Below are 21324 nucleotides of genomic sequence, written 5' to 3' on the forward strand. Positions count from 1 at the left end.
ATTGGCTGTTGAATTTTTAGGCAAGAAGTTAATGAGTAAAAAGCTGTATATCAAAACCTGGGGCTGTCAGATGAACGAGTATGACTCGCAAAAGATGGCGGAACTTTTAGACTCAACCCATGGCTTTGAGTTGGCTGAAGAAGCGGAAGACGCCGACGTCATCCTGCTCAATACTTGTTCCATCCGGGAAAAGGCCCAGGAAAAAGTTTTCCATCAGTTAGGCCGCTGGAAAGAGCTGAAAAAAACCAACCCCGATTTGCTGATCGGTGTCGGTGGCTGTGTTGCCTCGCAAGAAGGCGACGCCATTCGCCAGCGCGCGCCTTTTGTTGACATGGTCTTTGGTCCGCAAACCCTGCACCGTCTGCCGGAAATGATCCAGCAAGTCACCGGCGAGAAAAACCCGGTAGTTGATGTCAGCTTCCCGGAAATCGAGAAATTCGACCGCCTGCCCGAACCTAAAGCCGAAGGCCCGACCGCCTTTGTTTCCATTATGGAAGGTTGCAGCAAATACTGTACTTTCTGCGTGGTGCCTTATACCCGCGGCGAAGAAGTCAGCCGTCCGCTTGACGATGTTTTATATGAAATCGCCCAGTTAGCCGAGCAAGGGGTGCGTGAAGTCAACCTGCTGGGTCAAAACGTAAACGCCTATCGCGGCGAGTCCCACGACGGCAGCATCTGCCGTTTTTCCGAATTATTACGCTTAGTGGCCAGCATCGACGGTATCGACCGTATCCGTTACACCACTTCGCACCCGGTAGAGTTTACCGACGATATCATCGAAGCCTATGCCGATGTGCCTGAGCTGGTGAACCATTTGCACCTGCCGGTACAAAGTGGCGCCGACCGCATCTTAACCCAGATGAAACGCGGCCATACCGCACTGGAATATAAGTCGCAAATTCGCCGCCTGCGCAAAGTACGCCCTGAGTTGTGCATGTCGTCTGACTTTATTATCGGCTTCCCGGGTGAAACCGATGCCGACTTTGAAGCCACCATGGATCTTATCAAAGCCATCGACTTCGACTTAAGCTTCAGCTTTATCTACAGCGCCCGCCCGGGTACACCGGCGGCGGATTTACCCGACGACATCAGCGAAGAAACCAAGAAGCAAAGGTTGTATATCCTGCAAGACAGGATCAACCAGCAGGCGCTGCGCATTGCCCGCCAGATGTTAGGCACAGAGCAGCGTATTTTGGTGGAAGGTCCGTCCAAGAAAAATCCGATGGAACTGCGCGGCCGCACCGAAAACAACCGTATCGTCAACTTTGTTGCCCCGCATCACGTGATCGGCCAGTTTGTTGACGTGAAAATTACCGATGTTTACGCCAACTCGTTACGCGGCGACCTGGTGCGTGAAGAAAGCGAGATGGGCCTGCGTATTGCCCATTCTCCGGCGGATATTCTGGCGAATAACCACCATACAAGCAATAACGAGAACAGCGAAGCTCCTGACAGCCTGGGCGTGACTACCTTTACCCCTTAACGGCTGCAGGGAACAACGCCGGCGGCGTTTGAAAACCGCCGGCAACACACTTACATGGATACTATTGCATTGAGCAAAAACAGCAGTTTTCAGTTCGTTTTAGAGCCCGTAGATAACCACCGTCAGGCAAGTTTATCCGGCCCTATGGACGACAACCTCAAAACCATAGAGCGCCGTCTCGGCGTGGAAATCAGCTACCGCGGCAACCAGTTCACTGTCGTCGGCACAGAAATCAACAGTGAAGCAGCCATCAAGCTGCTTAAAGACCTCTATGTCGAAACCGCCCCGGTCAAAGGCCAAAGCAAGCCGGTCACCCCGGAAATGGTGCATCTGGCGATCCTCGAAGCCCAGGTGTTGGAACAAGATCCGGACACTATTGATGCCGACTTTGACAAAATGGTCACCATTAAAACCAAACGTGGCGTGATCAAACCCCGCAACAAAAACCAGCAAAGTTATGTGCACAATGTGCTCACCAACGACATCAGCTTTGGCATCGGGGTGGCGGGTACCGGCAAAACCTATCTGGCGGTGGCCTGTGCGGTTGAGGCGCTGGAACGCCAGGAAGTGCGCAGAATCCTGCTGACCCGCCCTGCGGTAGAAGCCGGCGAAAAACTCGGTTTCCTGCCCGGCGATCTGTCGCAAAAGGTCGACCCTTACCTGCGCCCCTTGTACGATGCCTTATTTGAAATGTTAGGCTTTGAAAAAGTTGAAAAACTTATCGAGCGCAATGTCATTGAAATAGCCCCGCTCGCTTATATGCGCGGCCGTACCCTCAACGACGCCTTTATTATTCTCGACGAAAGCCAGAATACCACGGTAGAGCAAATGAAAATGTTCCTGACCCGTATCGGCTTTAATTCCCGCGCCGTGCTCACCGGCGACATTACCCAGGTGGATTTACCCCGCGGGCAGCGCTCCGGCCTGCGCCATGCCATCGAGGTATTGCAGGACATCCCGGGGATCAGTTTCAGCTTTTTCCAGGCAAAAGACGTGGTGCGCCACCCTGTGGTCGCCCGTATTGTCGATGCTTACGACAAATACGATCAAAAAGCCAATAAGCTCAAGCAAGAGAAAAAAGAACAGCAACGTTTAGAAGCCCAGGCCGCCGCCATGCAGGCAGGACAAACAACGCCAGCTCCTTCAAATGCAACCGAGTCAGGAAAAACCGATGGCCATTGAACTTGATTTACAACTGGCCTGTGAAGCAGATGATACCCCGCAGCAGGCGGAGTTTCAGGCCTGGGTTGAACACATTCTCGGCCGCTTTAAGAAAGACTTTGAACTGACCATACGTGTGGTAGACAGCAGCGAGAGCCGGCAGTTAAATCACCAGTACCGCGGCAAGGACAAGCCCACCAACGTTTTATCTTTCCCGTTTGAGGTGCCCGAAGGCATAGAGCTGAATTTACTCGGCGACCTGGTGATTTGCAGCGATGTTGTCCGCACCGAGGCGAACGAGCAAAATAAGACCTTAACCGCCCATTGGGCACACATGGTTACACACGGGTGCTTGCATTTATTGGGTTATGATCATATAAACGACAATGAAGCAATTGAAATGGAATCACTCGAAACAGAAATTCTGGCGGAATTGGGTTTTAACAATCCGTACGAGTCACTTTAATTTACACAGGAAATGAAAAAGCTCTATGAGCGAAGACAACCCCCACTCTAGTAACGGCTCTACCAACAAATCGTTTTTGGACAAAATTGTCCAGGTATTTACCGGGGAGCCGCAGAATAAAGAAGAACTGGTCGAAGTATTAAATGATGCCGGAGACCGGGATTTAATCAAACCAGAAACCAAGCAGATGATCCAGGGTGTTCTGGAAGTATCCGAAATGCGGGTACGGGATATCATGGTGCCGCGCTCGCAAATGGTCACCATAGACATCAATCAGCCGCTGGAAGAGATTTTACCTATCATACTCGAATCCGGCCACTCGCGTTTCCCTGTCTCCAGCGAAGACATAGACCATATCGAAGGGGTACTGCTGGCAAAAGATCTGCTTGCTTACGGCTTTGGCCAGCAAGAAACCGATTTCAGCCTCAAGTCGATTATCCGCACGGCGATTATCATTCCCGAAAGTAAAAAAGTAGAACCGCTGCTGAAAGACTTCCGCTCCCAGCGCTATCATATGGCGGTTGTGGTGGATGAGTACGGCGGGGTATCCGGCCTGGTCACCATCGAAGATATTCTGGAGCTGATTGTCGGTGAAATTGAAGATGAAACCGATGATGAGATCGAAGAAGATATCAAACACCTTGCCGGCAATGTTTACCAGTTAAAATCGCTGACCGAGCTGTGTGATTTTAATGAATATTTTAACTGCCAATTTAATGTGGACGCAGCCGATACCATAGGCGGCATCGTTATTCACGAATTTGGCCATATGCCGAAAAAAGGTGAAATCATCACCATAGATCACTTTGAATTTAAAGTGATCTCTTCCGACAAACGCCGTCTGCAGGTATTACAGGTCACCTTACCCAAAGACCATGTGGTCACAGGCAAACTATCAGATTAATCCTCCATGTTAAGACATTTGGGCCAGCGCCTGCTGGCCAATCTTAAAGATAAAACCAATTGGCTCAGCTTCCTTGGAGGACTGAGCCTGGTATTGGCTTACGCCCCGTTTTCCCTGTGGTACCTCGCCATTGTTGTCCCTGCCCTCTGGCTCCGCCTTATGGCGGACCGCAAGGTAAAAGACAGCGCCAAACAAGGCTTTATTTTTGGTCTCGGCTGGTTTACCTCGGGCATCAGCTGGGTGCATGTCAGCATAGATCAGTTTGGCGGCCTGCCGCTAATTGTCTCCCTGCTGCTGATGCTGCTGCTGTGCGGCTATCTCGCCCTGTATCCGGCCTTAAGCTGTTACTTGTCCGCCCGCTTCACGGCTAAGCGGCAGTTTTCCTTATGGCTGTTGCCGCCTTTTTGGCTGCTCGCCGAGTATTTGCGCTCGGTAATGCTCACCGGCTTTCCCTGGTTATCCCTGGGATACAGTCAGATAGACGGACCCCTGGCAGCCTTTGCCCCGGTGATCGGCGAAACCGGTATTACCTTTGTCATGCTGTGTTTAAGCATCGCCCTGCTGCAACTTAGCCGCAGGATACAAATCAAGCGGCATCTGGCGCTGCTGGCCGTACTGGCAATCAGCGGTTTTACCTTAAACCAGCAAACCTGGGTTACTCCTACGGGCAAAAGCGTCAAAATTGCCCTGGTACAGGCCAATATCAAGCAAGAGCTGAAATGGCTGCCGGAGCAGGAATGGCCGAGCATGCTGAAGTTTCTCGACTTAACCCGGGTAAACTACGATGCCGATATTATTATCTGGCCGGAGTCTGCGGTACCGGCGATAGAGAGCACCGCCCAGGACTTTCTCGAGGTTGCCAACAAAGGTGCGGCGCTCAATAACAGCGCGATAATTACCGGCATCATCAATTATAATTTTGAAGCACGCACCTACTTCAACTCCCTGATCGTGCTTGGCAGAAAACAGAACGAGGATGAGCAAGGCAGTTATTACTACAACAGCTCAAACCGTTATTATAAAAACCACCTGCTGCCCATAGGCGAGTTTGTGCCCTTCCAGGAGCTGCTCAGACCCCTGGCACCGCTGTTTAATTTACCGATGTCGTCTTTTAGCCGCGGCAATTATGTGCAGCCGAACCTGGTAGCCAAAGAGCTGGATTTATTGCCGCTGATCTGCTTTGAAATAGCCTTTCCCCACCAGCTGGCCGCCAATTTGACCCGGGACACGGATATGATCTTAACCGTCAGCAACGACGCCTGGTTCGGCGACTCCCACGGCCCGCACCAGCACCTGGAAATCGCCCGGATGCGGGCGCTGGAATTTGGCCGTCCGGTGCTGCGCTCAACCAATAACGGCATCACCGCCACCATAGATCACTCAGGCAAGATCACCAGCCGCATCCCCCAGTTTGAAGAAGCCGTACTGCGGGATGAAATAAAGCTGCAACAAGGTTTTACCCCCTACAGCCAGTGGGGCAGATACCTGCAATACCTGCTGCCTTTGCTGTCATTGTTGATTTATTTTGCTTTTAGTAAATTTTCGCCACAACGCCAGGAAAAACTTACCCCTCCCGCCACCTGATCCGGCTCAGCCTCAGCCTCAGGTTTAAAAAGTAAAAATAATTATTTTTACTTTTTAAACCTTTTTCCCCCGAGACTCGACATAAGAGAAAACATCGGGGGAAAATAAATGACAATAAGAGATACCAGCGATCAGGATATAGTGGTCGCGCCCAAGAAAAGCCGTTTGAAACCGGCAATAATAGTCACTGCCGGCGCCTTAGTGCTGCTTGCCCTGGTCTGGCAGGTGGCGCCCGAAGCCCGCCGCTGGAGCCAGGCGCAAACCTCCGTTCCGCTGGACAGGGTCAGAATAGCCACCATCACCCGCGGGGATTTTATCCGGGATATTTCGGTACAGGGACGTGTGGTTGCCGCCGTGAGCCCGACGGTTTACAGCCCGGCGGACGGCACCATCACGTTGGAAATAGAAGCCGGCCATGAGGTCAAAAAAGATCAGATACTGGCACGGCTGGACAGCCCGGAGCTCACCAACCGTTTGTCGCAACAGCAGGCAATCCTCGAAGGCCTGCAGTCGGATTATGAGCGCCAGCAAATCCAGGCGAAAAAACAGGAGTTGATGGACCAAAAGGCGGTCGACCTCGCCAATGTCAAACTGATCACCGCCAAGCGGGAAAAGCGCCGCGCCGACCAGGGCTATGAAAAAAATGCCATCAGCCAGATAGATTATGAAAAAGCCCAGGACGAGCTGCAAAATGCCAGCCTGCAGCATAAACACGCGGTGCAGGATGCTGAGCTTAATATTGAAAGCCTGACCTTTGACAGCAAGTCGCTGGCGCTGAATATCCAGCGGCAAAAACTGCTCATTGCCGACTTGCAGCGTCAGGTGGATGCCCTGTCTATCACCTCTCCGGTGGGCGGCATCATAGGCAACCTAAGCACAGACAATAAAACTTTTTTAAGCAAAAACCAGCCGATCCTCACGGTTGTGGATTTATCCCGGTTTGAAGTGGAAGTAGAAATTCCCGAGAGTTACGCCGATGACCTGGCCATAGGCATGGATGTGGCCATCAGTTTTGAGCAGCTCAGTTACCGCGCCCGCCTGGTGACAATTTCCCCCGAAATCCTGAATAACCAGGTAACCGGGCGGGTGCGTTTTACCCATGATACCCCGGGCAGTTTACGCCAGAACCAGCGCCTGACCACACAAATCATCCTGGATCACAAAGAGCAGATCCTGCAGGTGCCGCGCGGCCAGTTTATCGAAAGCGGCGGCGGTAAATTTGCCTATAAGGTCAACGATGGCCTGGCACAAAAAACACCGATTGTCACCGGCGGGCGCAGTTTATCCCGGATAGAAATTCTTGAAGGTTTAAACGAAGGGGATCAAATCATTATCTCAGGCACAGACATCTTTAAATCCGCAGAGCAGGTACTGCTGAGCCAGTAGCCCCCTGCCCGCTCCAAAACAAATAACGCCGGACTGCGGGCGCTGCGGTAAAAATACCGCCGCCCGCAGGCAAAATAACAAGATTTAAAACAGGAATCACATTATGTTAACCATGAAAAACATCTGCAAAGTCTTTCAAACCTCGGATGTCCAGACCCATGCGCTGCGGGACTTTAACCTGAGCGTTAATGAAGGGGATTTTCTCAGCGTCACCGGCCCCTCGGGCTCGGGAAAAACCACCTTTTTAAATATTGCCGGCCTGCTGGAAACCTATAGCAGCGGTCAGTTCCTGCTCGACGGCGAAGATGTCGGCAAGCTAAACGACAACGGCCGATCGCGCTTTCGAAATGAAAAAATCGGTTTTATTTTCCAGGGTTTTAACCTGATTGCCGATCTCAACCTTTATGATAATGTCGATGTCCCGCTGCGCTACCGGGGTTTTAACGCCAAAGAGCGTAAACGCCGCATTGAAGAAAATCTGGAGCGGGTCGGCCTGGCGTCGCGTATGAAACATTTGCCGAGTCAGCTCTCCGGCGGACAGCAGCAAAGGGTCGCCATTGCCCGCGCCCTGGCAACCGACCCCAGGTTTTTACTGGCGGATGAGCCCACGGGAAACCTGGACACAGATATGGCCCAGGGGGTGATGAGTTTACTTGAAGACATTAACCGCCAGGGCACCACCATTATCATGGTCACCCACGACAGCGAGCTGGCACAGCGCAGCGGACGCACCATACAGGTAAAAGACGGCCGGGTGAGCGAGCCTGCCGCCTTCAGCCAGAAAGCCATAGCTTAACGGGAGACATTTGATGTTTAGTTATTATTTGCGCCTCGCTGCTATCAGCATACGTCGGCACATAGAGAGAGGATTGAGCCAGATGCAAAGACATTATTTTCTTCTACCCGGAGCCGGGAGCCTTCAACATACGACAGCAGGAGAGTCATAATGTTTAGTTATTATTTGCGCCTTGCTGCTATCAGTATACGCAGACACTGGGGACTGAGCCTTATCATGATCACTGCCATCGGCCTCGGCATTGGCACCGCCATGACCACAGTCACGGTAAACTATATGATGTCTGCCAACCCGATCCCACAAAAAAGCGAGCAGCTTTTTTATGTCCAGCTTGATAACTGGGATGTTAACGATCCCTGGGACGAGGGACAGAATCCCCCGGATCAGATGACCTATACCGATGCCACTAACCTGTTCAAGGCGGATAAAGCCTTTCGTCACAGCATTTCCGCTCAGGCCTTTGCCGTCATCGAACCACAAGATCCCGACCTGCTGCCGATCACCGTCAACGCCCGTGCCAACAGCAGCGATTTTTTTGCCATGTTCAACGTGCCTTTTCTTTACGGCGGCGCCTGGAACGCACAGGCCGACAGCAATAAAGAGCTGGTGGCGGTGATTAACAAGGAAACCAATGACACTTTGTTTGCCGGTAAAAACTCCGTCGGCGAGCTGCTCCGCATCGACGGCAACCTGTTTAAAATTGTCGGGGTCATAGACAGCTGGCAACCGACACCGAAGTATTACGACCTCAGCTCCGGCGCCTTTAATGACACCGAAGCACTGTTTGTGCCCTTTAGCCTGATTGCCGAAGAAAAAATTACCCGCGCCGGTAATACCAGCTGCTGGAAACCCAGCGGCGACGGCATGGCGGCGTTTTTACGCTCCGAATGTGTCTGGCTCCAGTTTTGGGTAGAACTCAGGGATGAGCAGGAGCAACAGGATTACCAGGCCTTTCTCAATGCCTATGTCAAACAGCAAAAGCAGCTGGGCCGGTTTGAGCGCCCGCTGGACAACCGCTTAAGCAATGTTATGCAATGGCTGGAAAACCAGGAAGTGGTCGCCGATGACGCGAAAATGATGATGGCAATGTCCTTTATGTTTCTTATTGTTTGCCTGCTTAATACCGTGGGCTTGTTGCTGGCGAAATTTTTAGGCAAGGCCCCGGAAATCGGTTTGCGTCAGGCGTTAGGCGCCAGTAAGGCCACCTTGTTTTACCAGTACCTGGTGGAGTCTGCCTGTATCGGGCTGGGCGGCGGCCTGCTCGGCTTAATACTTGCCTGGCTGGGATTGCAAAGTGTGGCCGCCATGTATGGCGATTACATGAAAGACCTGACCGGCTTGGATACCACTATGGTGCTACTGGCCATGCTGCTGGCCCTGGGTTCAACCGTGATTGCCGGTTTATATCCCACCTGGCGCGCCTGTAATGTTCAGCCTTCACAACAACTTAAAAGCCAATAACGCGGGGAGTTATCATGTTAGAATCCGGACTTATTATCCGCGCCTTAATGCGCAATAAAATAGGCGCCTTGCTGATCGCCCTGCAAATTGCCCTGACCATGACCATTATGGTCAATGCCATCTTTATGATCCAGGATCGCCAGCAGCAGATGGCACGGAGCAGCGGCATCAATGAAGGTGATACCTTTTATTTAACCAATACCATCTTCGCCCAGGACTACAACACCCGGGTAGGCCTGCAAACCGATCTTAATGCCATACGAAAAACCCCGGGGGTGGTGGATGCGATACAAATCAATGCCATTCCGCTCAGCGGCGGCGGCTGGTCATCCGGTTTGCAAACTCAGCCGGGAGAAGATAAAGACGGGGTCAACACCGCCATCTATATGGTAGATGACCACGCCATCAACACCCTGGACCTTGAACTGATCGCCGGGGAGAATTTCAGTCCGTCAGATATCGACTGGCGTTTGCCGGCGCAATCCGCCTGGCCCGCCAAGGTCATTATTACCCAGGCCCTGGCAAACGCCCTGTTTCCCGACAACGGCCAGTCGGCCCTGGGGAAAACCGTGTATATCAGCAATAACCAGCCGATGCAGGTCATCGGCATCATCAAAAACCTGCAGGCCCCGTGGAATGGCTGGAGCGGCGTCGAGCGCAGTGCTTTGGTACCCTTTCAAATGGAAACCCGCAGCGGGCGTTATTTTATCCGCACCGAGCCGGGCAGAAGGGATGAGCTGATGCCGCTGATAGAAAACATGCTCGCCAAAAGCGATAAAGGCCGCATTATCCGCCGCCTGACCACCATGGAAGAAACCCGGGAGCAAAGTTACCGCCAGCACAATGCCACCAATAAAATCCTGATGACAGTGGTCAGCACCTTAACCCTGATCACCGCCTTTGGCATCGTCGGCCTGGCGATATTTAGCATCAACCGCCGCACCAAACAAATCGGTACCCGCCGGGCACTGGGAGCAACCCGCTGGCAGGTAATGCGCTACTTTATGGTAGAGAATCTTTTTATCTCGGCGGTCGGCATCATCATAGGCTGTATCGGTACCGTGAGTTTGAACTACTGGCTGGTGAATAAATTTAATATGACACCGCTTGGTTTTGAGCTGATTGCGCTCGGGGTGGTTACCCTTGTCATCGTCGGTCAGCTGGCAGTGCTTTATCCGGCAAGGAAAGCCGCCTTGATTTCCCCGGCAACTGCTACCCGCACGGTTTAAGGCAGGCAATAAAGGCGCTGATTGCATTGGGCGCGGTTGAGATGTCAACAACCGCGCCTGCTATTTTTCCTAAGCCGTGTCCTCGACATTTGCGACTTTAAGCAACCACAAACACTTGCCACAAATGATAGTCACCCTACCTAACTGTTTGTTTCATGAGCGATTTTCACTAATACATTGCCAGTTACAATATTTTTCTTTTCTTTTGATTTAAATTAGCCCAAGATGACCGGCGTAAAGATCATTGAAGGGACACAATGAAGATAAAAGATACCAGTAACCAAGACATTCAAATAGTTCAGAAAAAATCAAACGTTAAACTCGTTTTACTCTCACTTTTCAGTCTTGTTGTTTTAATTGCCATCCTCTGGAAAATGGCCCCTGCCGCCAGCCGTTGGGCTCAGGCGGAAAAATCCGTTGCCCGCGACCGGGTGCGAATCGCCACCGTCAGCCGCGGTGATTTTACCCGCGATATTTCCGTGCAGGGCCGTGTGGTCGCCGCCATCAGCCCCACCGTCTACAGCCCGGCAGACGGCACCATCACGCTAGCGATAGAAGCCGGCCATGAAGTAAAAAAAGATCAAATACTCGCCACCCTCGACAGTCCTGAGCTGACCAATGAATTATCCCAACAGCAGGCAATACAGGCGAGCCTGAAATCCGATTTTGAGCGCCAGCAAATCCAGGCAAAAAGACAGAAGCTCAGCGACCAGAAAGCGGTCGATCTCGCCAACGTCAAACTTATTACCGCCAAGCGGGAAAAACGCCGCGCCGAGCAGGGCTATGAAAAAAATGCCATCAGCCAGATAGATTACGAAAAGGCAGAAGATGATTTACAAAATGCCACTTTGCTATACCGCCACGCGGTACAGGACGGTGAACTTAATATTGAAAGCCTGGATTTTGACAGTAAATCACTGGCCCTGGATTTACGCCGCCAGACATTAAAAATTTCCGAATTACAGCGCCAGGTAGATGCCCTGCAGATACGCTCGCCGGTGGACGGCATAGTGGGTAACCTCAACAGCGAAAATAAAACCTTTCTAACGAAAAACCAGCCGATTTTAACTGTGGTTGATCTCAGCCGCTTTGAGGTGGAAATCCAAATTCCCGAAAGTTACGCCGACGATCTGGCCATCGGCATGGCCGCCGATATCAATGTCGAGCAGGCCCTTTACCCGGCACAACTGGTGACCATTTCCCCGGAAATTATCAACAACCAGGTTACCGCCCGGGTGCGCTTTACCGATAATATTCCCGCTAAGCTCAGGCAAAACCAGAGGTTAACCACCAAGATCATTTTGGAGCATAAAAGCCAGGTGCTGCAGGTGGCCAGGGGACAATTTATGCAAAGTAACGGCGGCAAATTTGCCTATAAGGTAACTGAGGGGCTGGCGCGTAAAACCGCCATTCATGTCGGCGCCAAAAGCATCAGCCATATTGAAATTCTCAGTGGTTTAAACGAAGGCGAGCAAATTATTATCTCCGGCACCGACAGTTTTAATGCCGCGGATCAGGTATTAATCAGCCAATAAACTTGCCTTTACCCGGGTATTCGCCGTATAAAGGGATCTGTATTTGGCGAATAATCAAGTAAAGGCATACCTTGTTCAATGAATGAACAAGTAAAACGGACTGGCAAACAGGCTAACAAACGGACTTAAATTTTATGTTATCAATGAACAATCTCTGCAAAGTTTTTCAAAGTGCAGATATTCAAACCCATGCGCTGCGGGAGGTTAACCTCAGCGTAGCCGAAGGCGACTTTCTCAGTGTCACCGGGCCTTCCGGCTCGGGAAAAACCACCTTCCTCAATATTGCCGGTTTACTGGAAAACCATAGCAGCGGTGAGTTTTTGCTGGACGGGGAAAATGTCGGCGCTTTAAAAGACAGCGCCCGCTCCCGGCTGAGAAACCAAAAAATCGGTTTTATTTTCCAGGGCTTCAATCTTATTCCCGATCTCAACCTATTCGATAATGTCGATGTGCCGCTGCGCTACCGCGGCTTTAATGCCAAAGAGCGCAAGCAGCGTATCCACACCCAGCTCGAACGCGTCGGGCTGGCCTCAAGAATGAAACACTTACCCGCCCAGTTATCCGGCGGGCAACAGCAAAGGGTTGCCATCGCCCGGGCATTGGCCACAGAGCCGCGCTTTTTACTGGCGGATGAACCCACGGGTAACCTGGACAGTGAAATGGCCCAGGGGGTCATGAGCTTGCTTGAAGCAATCAACCGGCAGGGTACCACCATTATCATGGTGACCCATGACGGTGAACTGGCACAGCGGGCCTCGCGTTCCATACAGATAAAAGACGGCCGGGTCAGCGAAGTCCCTCCCCTGATGAAACGGATCATCGCCTGAGTTCACTTGCACTGGCTTTTAAAAAGTCACAGGGAAGCGTACCAGGATAGAGTACAAGGAAATTTTATGTTTTTTTATTATTTGCGCCTGGCCAGGATCAGTATCTTGCGCCATTGGGGCTTGAGCCTGTTGATGGTCACCGCCATCGGACTGGGTATAGGCGCAGCCATGACCACGGTAACCGTGAATTACCTGATGACTGCCGATCCGATCCCGAGCAAAAGCCACAGGCTGCATACCATACAGCTGGATAACTGGGATGAAAACAACCCCTTTAAGGAAGGGCTGGAGCCGCCGCCGTTTTTAACCTATCTGGATGCGAAAAACCTGCTATCGGCTAAACAGGCCCACCGCCAGACCATGCATACCACTGCCAAGGCAGTGATAGAGCCCTTGGCGGAAGAAGGCTTGCCCCTTTATGTCACCGTCAGGGCCAACACGGCGGATTTCTTTACCATGTTCGAAACACCCTTTGTTTATGGCGCCCCCTGGCAAAAACAAGTCGATGACAATAATGACCTGGTAGTAGTGCTGAGCGAGAAAATCAACGAACGCCTTTTTGCCGGTGAAAATTCTGTCGGCAAATCGATAAAAATTAACGGCGATTTCTATAAAGTGGTCGGCGTGCTTGCCAACTGGCAGCCTAAACCCAGGTTCTACCACGTAGACAAAGTCAAAGCCTTTGATGACAGCGAAGATATTTTCCTGCCTTTTACCGCCATCACCCAAAAAAAAATCAGCTTTGAAGACAACAGCTACTGTTGGACCCCGACCTCTGATAACTGGCAGGATTACCTCAATTCCGAATGTGTCTGGGTACATTTTTGGGTGGAATTCGACAGTCCGGCAGAAAAACTGCACTACCGGGATTTTCTGAACGGTTACCTGGAAGAGCAAAGGTTATACGGCCGCTTTAAACGGCCTAATGACAACAGGATCAATACCCTGGAGGAGTGGTTTGAAGCCCGGGAAGTGGTCAACAAAGACAATAATATGCTGATGGCGATGGCATTTTTATTCTTAGGTGTTTGCCTGCTCAACACCATAGGATTATTGCTGGCCAAGTTTCTCGGCAAAAGCCCGGAAATCGGCCTGCGCCAGGCCCTCGGCGCCAGTAAAAGTACCCTGTTTTACCAATATATGGTGGAATCTGCCTGCATCGGAGTGATCGGCGGCTTGCTTGGCCTGCTATTCGCCTACCTCGGTCTTGCGGGAATTGAATTGCTCTACGGCGAAAAAGTGAAAGCCCTGGTCGCCCTGGATACTAACCTGGTCGTCTTCGCCATCTTGCTATCTATTGCCGCCACCGTGCTCGCCGGTTTATATCCTACCTGGCGTGCCTGTAATGTCGCCCCCGCCAGTCAATTAAAGAGCCAATAGCCATGCCCGATATAACCTTAGCCAACCCCGGAAAAAATCCGGACACTTCGGTAAAGATAAGGAGATTGCCATGTTAGAGCTTGGACTTATTGTGCGGGCGTTATTACGCCATAAAATGGCCGCCTTGATCATTGCCCTGCAAATCGCCCTGACCTTGACGGTACTGGTAAACGCCGTTTTTATGATACAGGACCGCCAGGCAAGCATGCAGCGTGATACCGGGGTCAACGAAACCGATACCTTCTATCTCACCAGCCGGGTGTTTGCCCCCGGTTATGATTATCAAAGTGAAATCCCCAAAGATCTGGATCTGTTGCGCCATACCCCGGGCATTATCGATGCCGTTTATATCAATTCGGTGCCGCTTTCGGGATACGGCGGCTACCAGCGCCTGCAATTGCAGCCGGGTAAAGATCAGAACAGCATTATTGCCGGCGACTATTTAAGTGACGACCATGTGTTAAACACCCTGGAGCTTGAATTAATTGCCGGTGAAAACTTCCAGCCCGAAGATGTGCTTATCCAGGACAGCAACAGCGCACAATTGCCTGCCAAAATCATTGTCAGCCGGGCAATGGCAGCCCAGCTTTACCCGGATAACTGGCAACGGGCACTGGGCAGCACGGTTTATGCCGATGAAAATATCCCGCTAAAAATTACCGGCATAGTCAAAACCCTGCAGGGCGCCTGGCATTTCTGGGATCAGGTGGAAGCCACTATCATCACCCCGGTGATTTCGTTAACTGATTCCGGCATCTATTTGATCCGCACCGAGCCCGGGCGCCGGGATGAATTAATGCCCAAGGTAGAAGCCTTACTGGCCCACAGCAATAAAAACCGCATTATACGTTCGGTGACAACCTTGCAGGACACCCGTGATGAAAGCTACCGCGAGCATAACGCCACCAATAAAATCCTGCTGCTGGTGGTACTGACCCTGGTATTGGTGACCGCTTTTGGCATTGTCGGCCTGGCAACCTTTGGTATCAACCGCCGCACCCGGCAAATCGGCACCCGCCGGGCACTGGGGGCCACCAAGGGACAGATTATGCGCTATTTTATGGTGGAAAATTCCCTGATCACCCTGGCTGGCATCGCCTTAGGCGCGATTGGCGCTGTGGCGCTTAATATTTACCTGGTAGAAACCTTTGCCATGACCCCCGTGACCCCGGATCTGATTGTCTACGGCGCGATATCTGTTTTTGTGCTCGGCCAGCTCGCGGTATTGTACCCGGCGCGAAAAGCCGCCCTGATTTCTCCGGCCACGGCAACCCGTATGGTATAAGGCTTGATCTGTAAGCCTGGTAACCGGCGCAGCCCGGTTGCCAGGCTGCCCGTGTGTTTTCATCCATAAAACAATCGGCACCTGCCCTGGTTTGTCAAAGAAATCATGTTATCCTGCTTAAAAAATAAAAAGAAAGCTGATATTAAAATGAAGAAAAAACTGCTCTCCCTTGCCCTGCTGTTCGCCCCGGTTCTGGCCTGTGCCCAGTCCACGGTGATCAGCAATGTTAACGGCTACACCTTAAAAGAAAACCGGTTGCTGAAATTTGCCGCCATCGAATTTCAAGACGATAAAGTTACCCGCTTATACCAGAGCGGCGATAAACTCCCCGATATCAAAAATAAACAAAGCAAACATATCGACGGGCAGGGAAAAACCCTGCTGCCGGGACTTATTGATGCCCACGGCCATGTATTAGGCTACGGCTTAAGCCTGCTGCGGGCCGATTTAACCAACAGCGCCTCAGAGCTTGAAGCCGCCAAACGGGTCTTTAACTACGGGCAAAAAAATAAGGACTTAACCTGGCTTCAGGGGCGCGGTTGGAACCAGGTACGGTGGCCGGGTAAAAACTTTCCCAGCGCCGCCAGCCTGGACAAGTATTTTCCCGATCAGCCGGTATGGCTGCGCCGCATAGACGGCCACGCCGGTTGGGCCAACAGCAAAGCCATGCAACTTGCCGGCATCACCCAAGAGACCGTTTCTCCCCGGGGCGGAGAAATTATCCGCGACAGCCGGGGCAATGCCAGCGGTATCTTTATCGACAATGCCATGGCCCTGATCGAAAGCAAGATCCCGCCGCTGACCATCGCTGAGCAAAAAGCCATCTTAGTCAAAGGCATGAATGCCCTGGCCGCTGTCGGCCTTACCAGCGTCCATGATGCCGGCATCAGCGCGGCTAACCTTAAAGCCTACCAGGCGTTAAGCCGGGAGCAAAAAATGCCGATCCGGGTCAATGCCATGTTAGATATCACGGATAAACAGTGGCGGAAAGTGCTCAGGCAAGGTCCGCTGCGCAGTGAAGATGACTTTCTAAAAATGGACAGCGTAAAAGTGGTTGCCGACGGCGCCCTGGGTAGCCGCGGCGCTGCCCTGGTTGAAGATTATTCGGACCATGCCGGTCACAAAGGCCTGCTGTTATTTAGCGATAAAAAATTACTTGAAGTGATGAAAACCGCCATGGATGCGGGCTTCCAGGTCAATACCCATGCCATAGGAGATAATGCCAACAAACTTGTTTTGGATAATTACCAGCAACTGCTCAATACCAGCGACAAACGCGCCCTGCGCCATCGGGTAGAACATGCCCAGGTATTAAGGCTGGCGGATATTCCCCGGTTTAAGCAGCTCGGCATTATCGCCTCAATGCAGGCCACCCATGCCACCAGTGATAAAAACATGGCCCAGGACAGATTGGGTAAAGACAGGATAGCCGGGGCTTATGCCTGGCAAAAACTCCTGCAAACAGGGGCGACACTGGCAGCAGGATCAGATTTTCCGATAGAATCCCCCAACCCTTTTTATGGCTTACATGCCTCTGTTACCCGCCAGGACCATCACAATTTACCCCAAGGCGGCTGGTTTGCCGATGAGAAAATGACCCGGCTGCAGGCCTTTAAAAGCTTTAGTGTAGACGCCGCCTATGCCGGGCACCAGGAGCAGTTGTTAGGCAGCCTGACACCGGGGAAAAAAGCCGACTTTATTTTAATTGATCGGGATATTTTTACCGTCAAGGCAGAAGAGATTTGGCAGACCCAGGTCGTTAGCACCTGGGTTAACGGTAAGCAGGTTTATCAAAAATAGCGCAGCTGCTGTTTCAGGGACAGTTTCATTTACCCTAGGAGTTAACTGAAGCTGTCCCACAATGAAAACGCGGTCTTAACCTTCAAGCCGGTTGCCGCCGGCCTTTTTCGCCTTTAACATCGCATTCATAGCCTGCTCTGCCCAGGTTTGCGAACTCTTGATTTCCTTGGTAACTTCCACCAGCCCCAAACTGATGCTATAGGCAAGATCGGTATTTTTATAGCCGATAATGGCGCCGCTGACCGCTTTACGTAGCTGCTCGGCCAACACCTTCGCCTGAGCGGCATCACTGTCGGTTAACAACAAGGCAAAATCATCACCGCCGTAACGGGCGCAGATATCGCCTTCTTTGCAGTACTTACGAATAAAACCGGATAAATGGCGGATCACTTCGTCACCCGCGGAAAAGCCATGGTTATCGTTGATTTTATTAAAATTATCAATGGATAACATCAATACCGTGCTCGGCTTCTGGCTCCGGATCCAGCGCTTATATTCGGCCTGCAGGCAATGTTGCCAGTGATCCCGGTTCACCAGGGAGCTTAAAGCATCGGTTTGGCTCAGTACCGCCAGCTCGGCGTTGACCCGCTCGAGATCTTTTTTACTGACGGCATTATCGGTGACATCATAAATGATCAGGCACAAGTGGGTGACCTCACCCGTTGCCGACAGCAAAGGAATAAAGGTCGAGTTTTGGTACATATAATCGGCGGTGCCGGTTATCGGCCGGTAATTAAGAAATTTAAACAGGTAAGGTCTTTGTTCCCATATGGTAAACGCTTTATTTTTAAGTAAAAAAACCGACTCGGCTTTACGTTTGAACCAGTCCTCGGGGATTTCATCAAAAAGTGTAAACAGCGACTTGCCTTTAACTTCCCGCGGCAGCAGGCCACTGTGGTTTTCCATAAAACCGTTCCAGATCTGAATGTGATAATCGCGATCAAGCACCACCAGGCCAACATCTATGTTGTGCAGCATTTCCATCAGCCAGTGTAATTCATTTAACTGAGATGTTTCTAATGACATAATTATTCCAACAAATAAGAAATTTTATGGTTGAGGGTTTTCAGCGACTCTTCGGTAAAGAGTAATAACAAATCGCATTTAATTGGATAGTTTTCAATGCCATAACTTATTTCTATTGCTAATGTTCTTTTCCACTTCGCCGCATTCGTGGCAATCAGCTCAGAAATTTTCCTGTGCTGTCCCAGTACCACCGGGTGCCCCTGGCTAAACGGCATATCCAGCTGCTCCGACAGGCCGTTTAAACAGGCGCCGATCAAGATATTGGCCATGTCCATCAGCAGCTCCAGCTCGGTACTTTCATCCAGGGTACACTGGTAATTCATCAACGAGGCCACATCCTGGAAGCTGGAATCATTTAAAATCAGCAGCGCTTCCCCGGATATGCCGGCGCCGATAAATCCCTGACAAATGCCTGAGGTACTTTCATGGCTTTCCACCGCCGACAAGGCCATGCTGAGCTCACTGACCTCGATTAAATTCACATTCGGGATAGGCAGCATCACAAAGACATCAAGAATACGCGCCAGCAGATCACCGGCCCTCCCCATGGCAACATTGGCAATTTCCTGGTAACAGTCACGTAATTCCGGATCCAGGCATAGCTCCTGCGCAGGGGCCGTACCCGGCTGTTTGGCAACAGGCGGGCTTGCCTTTTCTACGGCTTTTGCCGGCTCAAAGGTTACCGGCGGCAGTGTCACTTTTTCGGTTGCTTTAGCTTCGCTAGCAGCTTTACCAGGGCTAACGGCTTTATCGGGACTTGCCGCGTCGGCTTTTCCTTTGGTAAAGATACCGTAAGCACTTAATATTTCTGTTAGCTTTTCTTTGTTGACGGGTTTTTTAATAAAATCCAGCGCCCCTAACCCGGTGACTCTCTGGTGGGCCTCTGGCTGGATATCACCGGAAATCACAATCACCAGGGTCGGTAAGTCTTCCTTTAAGATGGTTTCCAGCACCTGGTAGCCGTCCATTACCGGCATATTCAAGTCCAGTAACAGCACATCTCCCTTACCGGCTTTAATGGCTTCTATCCCTTCTGCTCCATTAACTGCAAAGCTTATATCGACATCCCAGTCATCCGGCAGTGAGCGCGCAACTTGCTTGCGCGCCATATTTGAGTCATCACATATTAATAATGGCGTTGACATATCGAGATTGATTCCTAATTTAACGAAGAAATGAGCGAAAAACGCTGATTTTTATTGTTTAAAGACTCCTACCTAAACATAGATAAAATTACAAATGATTGCACTATTTTATGGCTATTTACCATCGGCAACGTTAAGCTATTGGCTTTCTATCAATAATCAGCCTTATTTTTTATGAAACTACTGACTTTACTAACATTAGTCACCTTGAACTGTGCCAGCATCTTAACGGCAAATGCCGAAAATTTACAGCAGGATCAACTGCCGCAAAGCAATAATTTAGTCAAAGCAGGTAATAAATTTGTCACTTTGCTCGGCACCCAGGTCGCCGTTGGCGAAGCCGCCCCGGACTTTAAGGTAGTCAATGAGCATTTCGCCCCGGTAAAACTCAGCGATTTTGTCAACAAAACCGTGCTGATCTCTGTAGTGCCCAGCTTAGATACCGGCGTCTGTTCGCTGCAAACCAAACGTTTTAATGAAGAAGTTGCCAACCTGCCGGAAAATGTCACCATATTAACCGTCAGCAACGACTTGCCCTTTGCCCAGAAACGTTTTTGCAAAAACGAAAATATCGATAAAGTGAAAGTCTTATCTGATGCGGTATGGCGCGAGCTTGGCAGCAAATACGGTTTGTTAATCAAAGACATGGGCTTGTTAACTCGGGCGATATTTATTATCGACCAGCAAGGCATCATCGCCTATAAAGAGTTGGTGGCCAATATTTCCGAACATCCTGATTACGAGACGGCGCTGAGCACCTTAAAAGCCTTACATCCGCAAGAATTAACCGAGATATTGGCAACAGAAGCCCTGCCCGAAGAAGCTGCCGGTGAGCAGGCAACAAAAGCCAAAAACGAGATAAAAAAACAATAATCACTTACGTGAAATAAGGCAAAATCGGCAAGTGTCGGTTTTGCCGCTTTGCCCCATTAAATCCTGCTCACCTCTATTCAAAGCTAACCCTGGCCGAATTTAAACCCGGACTTTAAGTATTCCAACTCCTGCGCCGTCGACTCTCTGGCCAATGCCTTATTTCTATGGGGAAAACGCCCGAATTGCCTGATGATCGCCAGATGTTCTTTCGCCCAGTGAATGCTGTTCTCAATCACCTTTATATGAACCACTTGCGGATATTGCTCCAACATCTCGATAAAGGTTTCAACGCTGGTTTGCTGCTCCGCCAGTGACTCACTGTGCTGCAACGGGTGATAATAAAAAATCCGCTCGATCAGGGATAATTGCCGGTCTACACCCGATTCTATGCCCGCTTTACACACTTTTAAGGCCAGCTCATCACTGGCAAATGCCCGGGCGGTGCCGCGAAACATGTTGCGCGGCAGCTGATCCAACAAGATCACCAGCGCCAGACTGCCCCTGGCTGCTTGTTGCCAATGGGCTAACTGCCCGGCAAGCGCTTGTTGATATAAGTCGAAAAACTTTATTTTGACTTCATTGTCCAGCGCTTCACTGCCCTGATACCAAAATGCCTGATGCTGTTCATCGCAAAGCTCATTGGTTATCTCGCCAAACCAAAAATCGAGTACTTCATCAACGTCTTGTTGTCTCGCCACTTTAACCTCCTCAAAGAAATTTTCTTAATAGCGGTTTTTATTTTCATTTTACTCAAATAATTTTCACACATAAATTCAACAAGTTAAACCAACAAAAAGAAAGAACGAAGTTTTTTTTTCAAAAAAATTCTTGAAAAATAACCTGACGATCCCATCTAGTTATTGTAGTCGCCGTAAAGGGACTCAATTAACCGCCTGTTCCGAGTGAAAGGCACTTTTATCCAGAAGCCGTAAGTCGCTTTAGCCGGTCATTTCGCAACCTGAGTTGGAAATACCCGCTAGTTA

General features: G+C 50.7%; 18 protein-coding genes. 15 read left to right on the forward strand and 3 right to left on the reverse strand.

Annotated elements, in window-relative coordinates:
- Positions 1–31: 31 nt before the first annotated feature.
- From miaB to SG35_RS21050, 14 genes are all read left to right on the forward strand, one after another.
- Positions 32–1483: a tRNA (N6-isopentenyl adenosine(37)-C2)-methylthiotransferase MiaB gene (gene miaB, locus SG35_RS20985; RefSeq protein ID WP_044833016.1), complete on the forward strand. Its 1452-nt coding sequence runs from the start codon at positions 32–34 to the stop codon at positions 1481–1483.
- A gap of 54 nt (positions 1484–1537) precedes the next feature.
- Positions 1538–2665 (forward strand): PhoH family protein, encoded by a 1128-nt coding sequence (locus SG35_RS20990; protein WP_044833015.1) that lies wholly within the window; start codon positions 1538–1540, stop codon positions 2663–2665.
- The gene (gene ybeY / locus SG35_RS20995) at positions 2655–3110 is read left to right on the forward strand and encodes an rRNA maturation RNase YbeY (protein WP_044833014.1); all 456 of its coding nucleotides are present in this window, start codon (positions 2655–2657) and stop codon (positions 3108–3110) included. Before SG35_RS20990 ends, ybeY begins: the two co-directional genes overlap by 11 nt.
- 25 nt (positions 3111–3135) lie before the next feature.
- Positions 3136–4014, forward strand: coding sequence for an HlyC/CorC family transporter (locus SG35_RS21000; RefSeq protein ID WP_044833013.1), 879 nt, complete (start codon positions 3136–3138; stop codon positions 4012–4014).
- A gap of 6 nt (positions 4015–4020) precedes the next feature.
- The gene (gene lnt, locus SG35_RS21005; protein WP_044833012.1) at positions 4021–5598 is read left to right on the forward strand and encodes an apolipoprotein N-acyltransferase; all 1578 of its coding nucleotides are present in this window, start codon (positions 4021–4023) and stop codon (positions 5596–5598) included.
- Positions 5599–5706: 108 nt separating this feature from the next.
- A complete protein-coding gene (locus tag SG35_RS21010; protein WP_044833011.1) occupies positions 5707–6984 on the forward strand; it encodes an efflux RND transporter periplasmic adaptor subunit in 1278 nt (425 codons plus the stop codon).
- Positions 6985–7087: 103 nt separating this feature from the next.
- Positions 7088–7780 carry an ABC transporter ATP-binding protein gene (locus tag SG35_RS21015; protein WP_044833010.1) on the forward strand — a complete coding sequence of 231 codons (693 nt, stop codon included), beginning with the start codon at positions 7088–7090 and terminating at the stop codon, positions 7778–7780.
- A 150-nt stretch (positions 7781–7930) separates the two neighbouring features.
- The gene (locus tag SG35_RS21020; RefSeq protein ID WP_044833009.1) at positions 7931–9241 is read left to right on the forward strand and encodes an ABC transporter permease; all 1311 of its coding nucleotides are present in this window, start codon (positions 7931–7933) and stop codon (positions 9239–9241) included.
- A gap of 14 nt (positions 9242–9255) precedes the next feature.
- Complete coding sequence (locus tag SG35_RS21025) at positions 9256–10470, forward strand: ABC transporter permease (protein WP_044833008.1); 1215 nt, start codon at positions 9256–9258, stop codon at positions 10468–10470.
- Between the two features lie 257 nt (positions 10471–10727).
- A complete protein-coding gene (locus SG35_RS21030) occupies positions 10728–12005 on the forward strand; it encodes an efflux RND transporter periplasmic adaptor subunit (RefSeq protein WP_044833007.1) in 1278 nt (425 codons plus the stop codon).
- A 134-nt stretch (positions 12006–12139) separates the two neighbouring features.
- The gene (locus SG35_RS21035; RefSeq protein ID WP_044833006.1) at positions 12140–12832 is read left to right on the forward strand and encodes an ABC transporter ATP-binding protein; all 693 of its coding nucleotides are present in this window, start codon (positions 12140–12142) and stop codon (positions 12830–12832) included.
- 66 nt (positions 12833–12898) lie between these two features.
- Complete coding sequence (locus SG35_RS21040; protein WP_044833005.1) at positions 12899–14212, forward strand: ABC transporter permease; 1314 nt, start codon at positions 12899–12901, stop codon at positions 14210–14212.
- A gap of 70 nt (positions 14213–14282) precedes the next feature.
- Positions 14283–15497, forward strand: a complete 1215-nt coding sequence (locus SG35_RS21045) for an ABC transporter permease (RefSeq protein WP_044833004.1) — start codon at positions 14283–14285, stop codon at positions 15495–15497.
- Between the two features lie 147 nt (positions 15498–15644).
- Positions 15645–17297, forward strand: coding sequence for an amidohydrolase (locus SG35_RS21050; RefSeq protein WP_044833018.1), 1653 nt, complete (start codon positions 15645–15647; stop codon positions 17295–17297).
- A 75-nt stretch (positions 17298–17372) separates the two neighbouring features.
- Here SG35_RS21050 and SG35_RS21055 read toward each other — a convergent pair whose 3' ends face one another.
- Both SG35_RS21055 and SG35_RS21060 read right to left on the reverse strand, forming a co-directional pair.
- Positions 17373–18323 (reverse strand): GGDEF domain-containing protein, encoded by a 951-nt coding sequence (locus SG35_RS21055; RefSeq protein ID WP_044833003.1) that lies wholly within the window; start codon positions 18321–18323, stop codon positions 17373–17375.
- 2 nt (positions 18324–18325) lie between these two features.
- On the reverse strand, positions 18326–19468 hold the full coding sequence (locus SG35_RS21060) for a response regulator (RefSeq protein WP_044833002.1): 1143 nt from the start codon (positions 19466–19468) through the stop codon (positions 18326–18328).
- 174 nt (positions 19469–19642) lie between these two features.
- Here SG35_RS21060 and tpx point away from each other — a divergent pair, with 174 nt between their 5' ends.
- The gene (gene tpx, locus SG35_RS21065; protein WP_084692740.1) at positions 19643–20341 is read left to right on the forward strand and encodes a thiol peroxidase; all 699 of its coding nucleotides are present in this window, start codon (positions 19643–19645) and stop codon (positions 20339–20341) included.
- Between the two features lie 83 nt (positions 20342–20424).
- On the opposite strand, the gene SG35_RS21070 is transcribed toward tpx, so the two are convergent.
- Positions 20425–21039, reverse strand: a complete 615-nt coding sequence (locus SG35_RS21070; RefSeq protein ID WP_044833001.1) for a DUF924 family protein — start codon at positions 21037–21039, stop codon at positions 20425–20427.
- Between the last annotated feature and the right edge of the window lie 285 nt (positions 21040–21324).

The sequence above is a fragment of the Thalassomonas actiniarum genome (assembly GCF_000948975.2).
Lineage (GTDB): Bacteria > Pseudomonadota > Gammaproteobacteria > Enterobacterales > Alteromonadaceae > Thalassomonas > Thalassomonas actiniarum.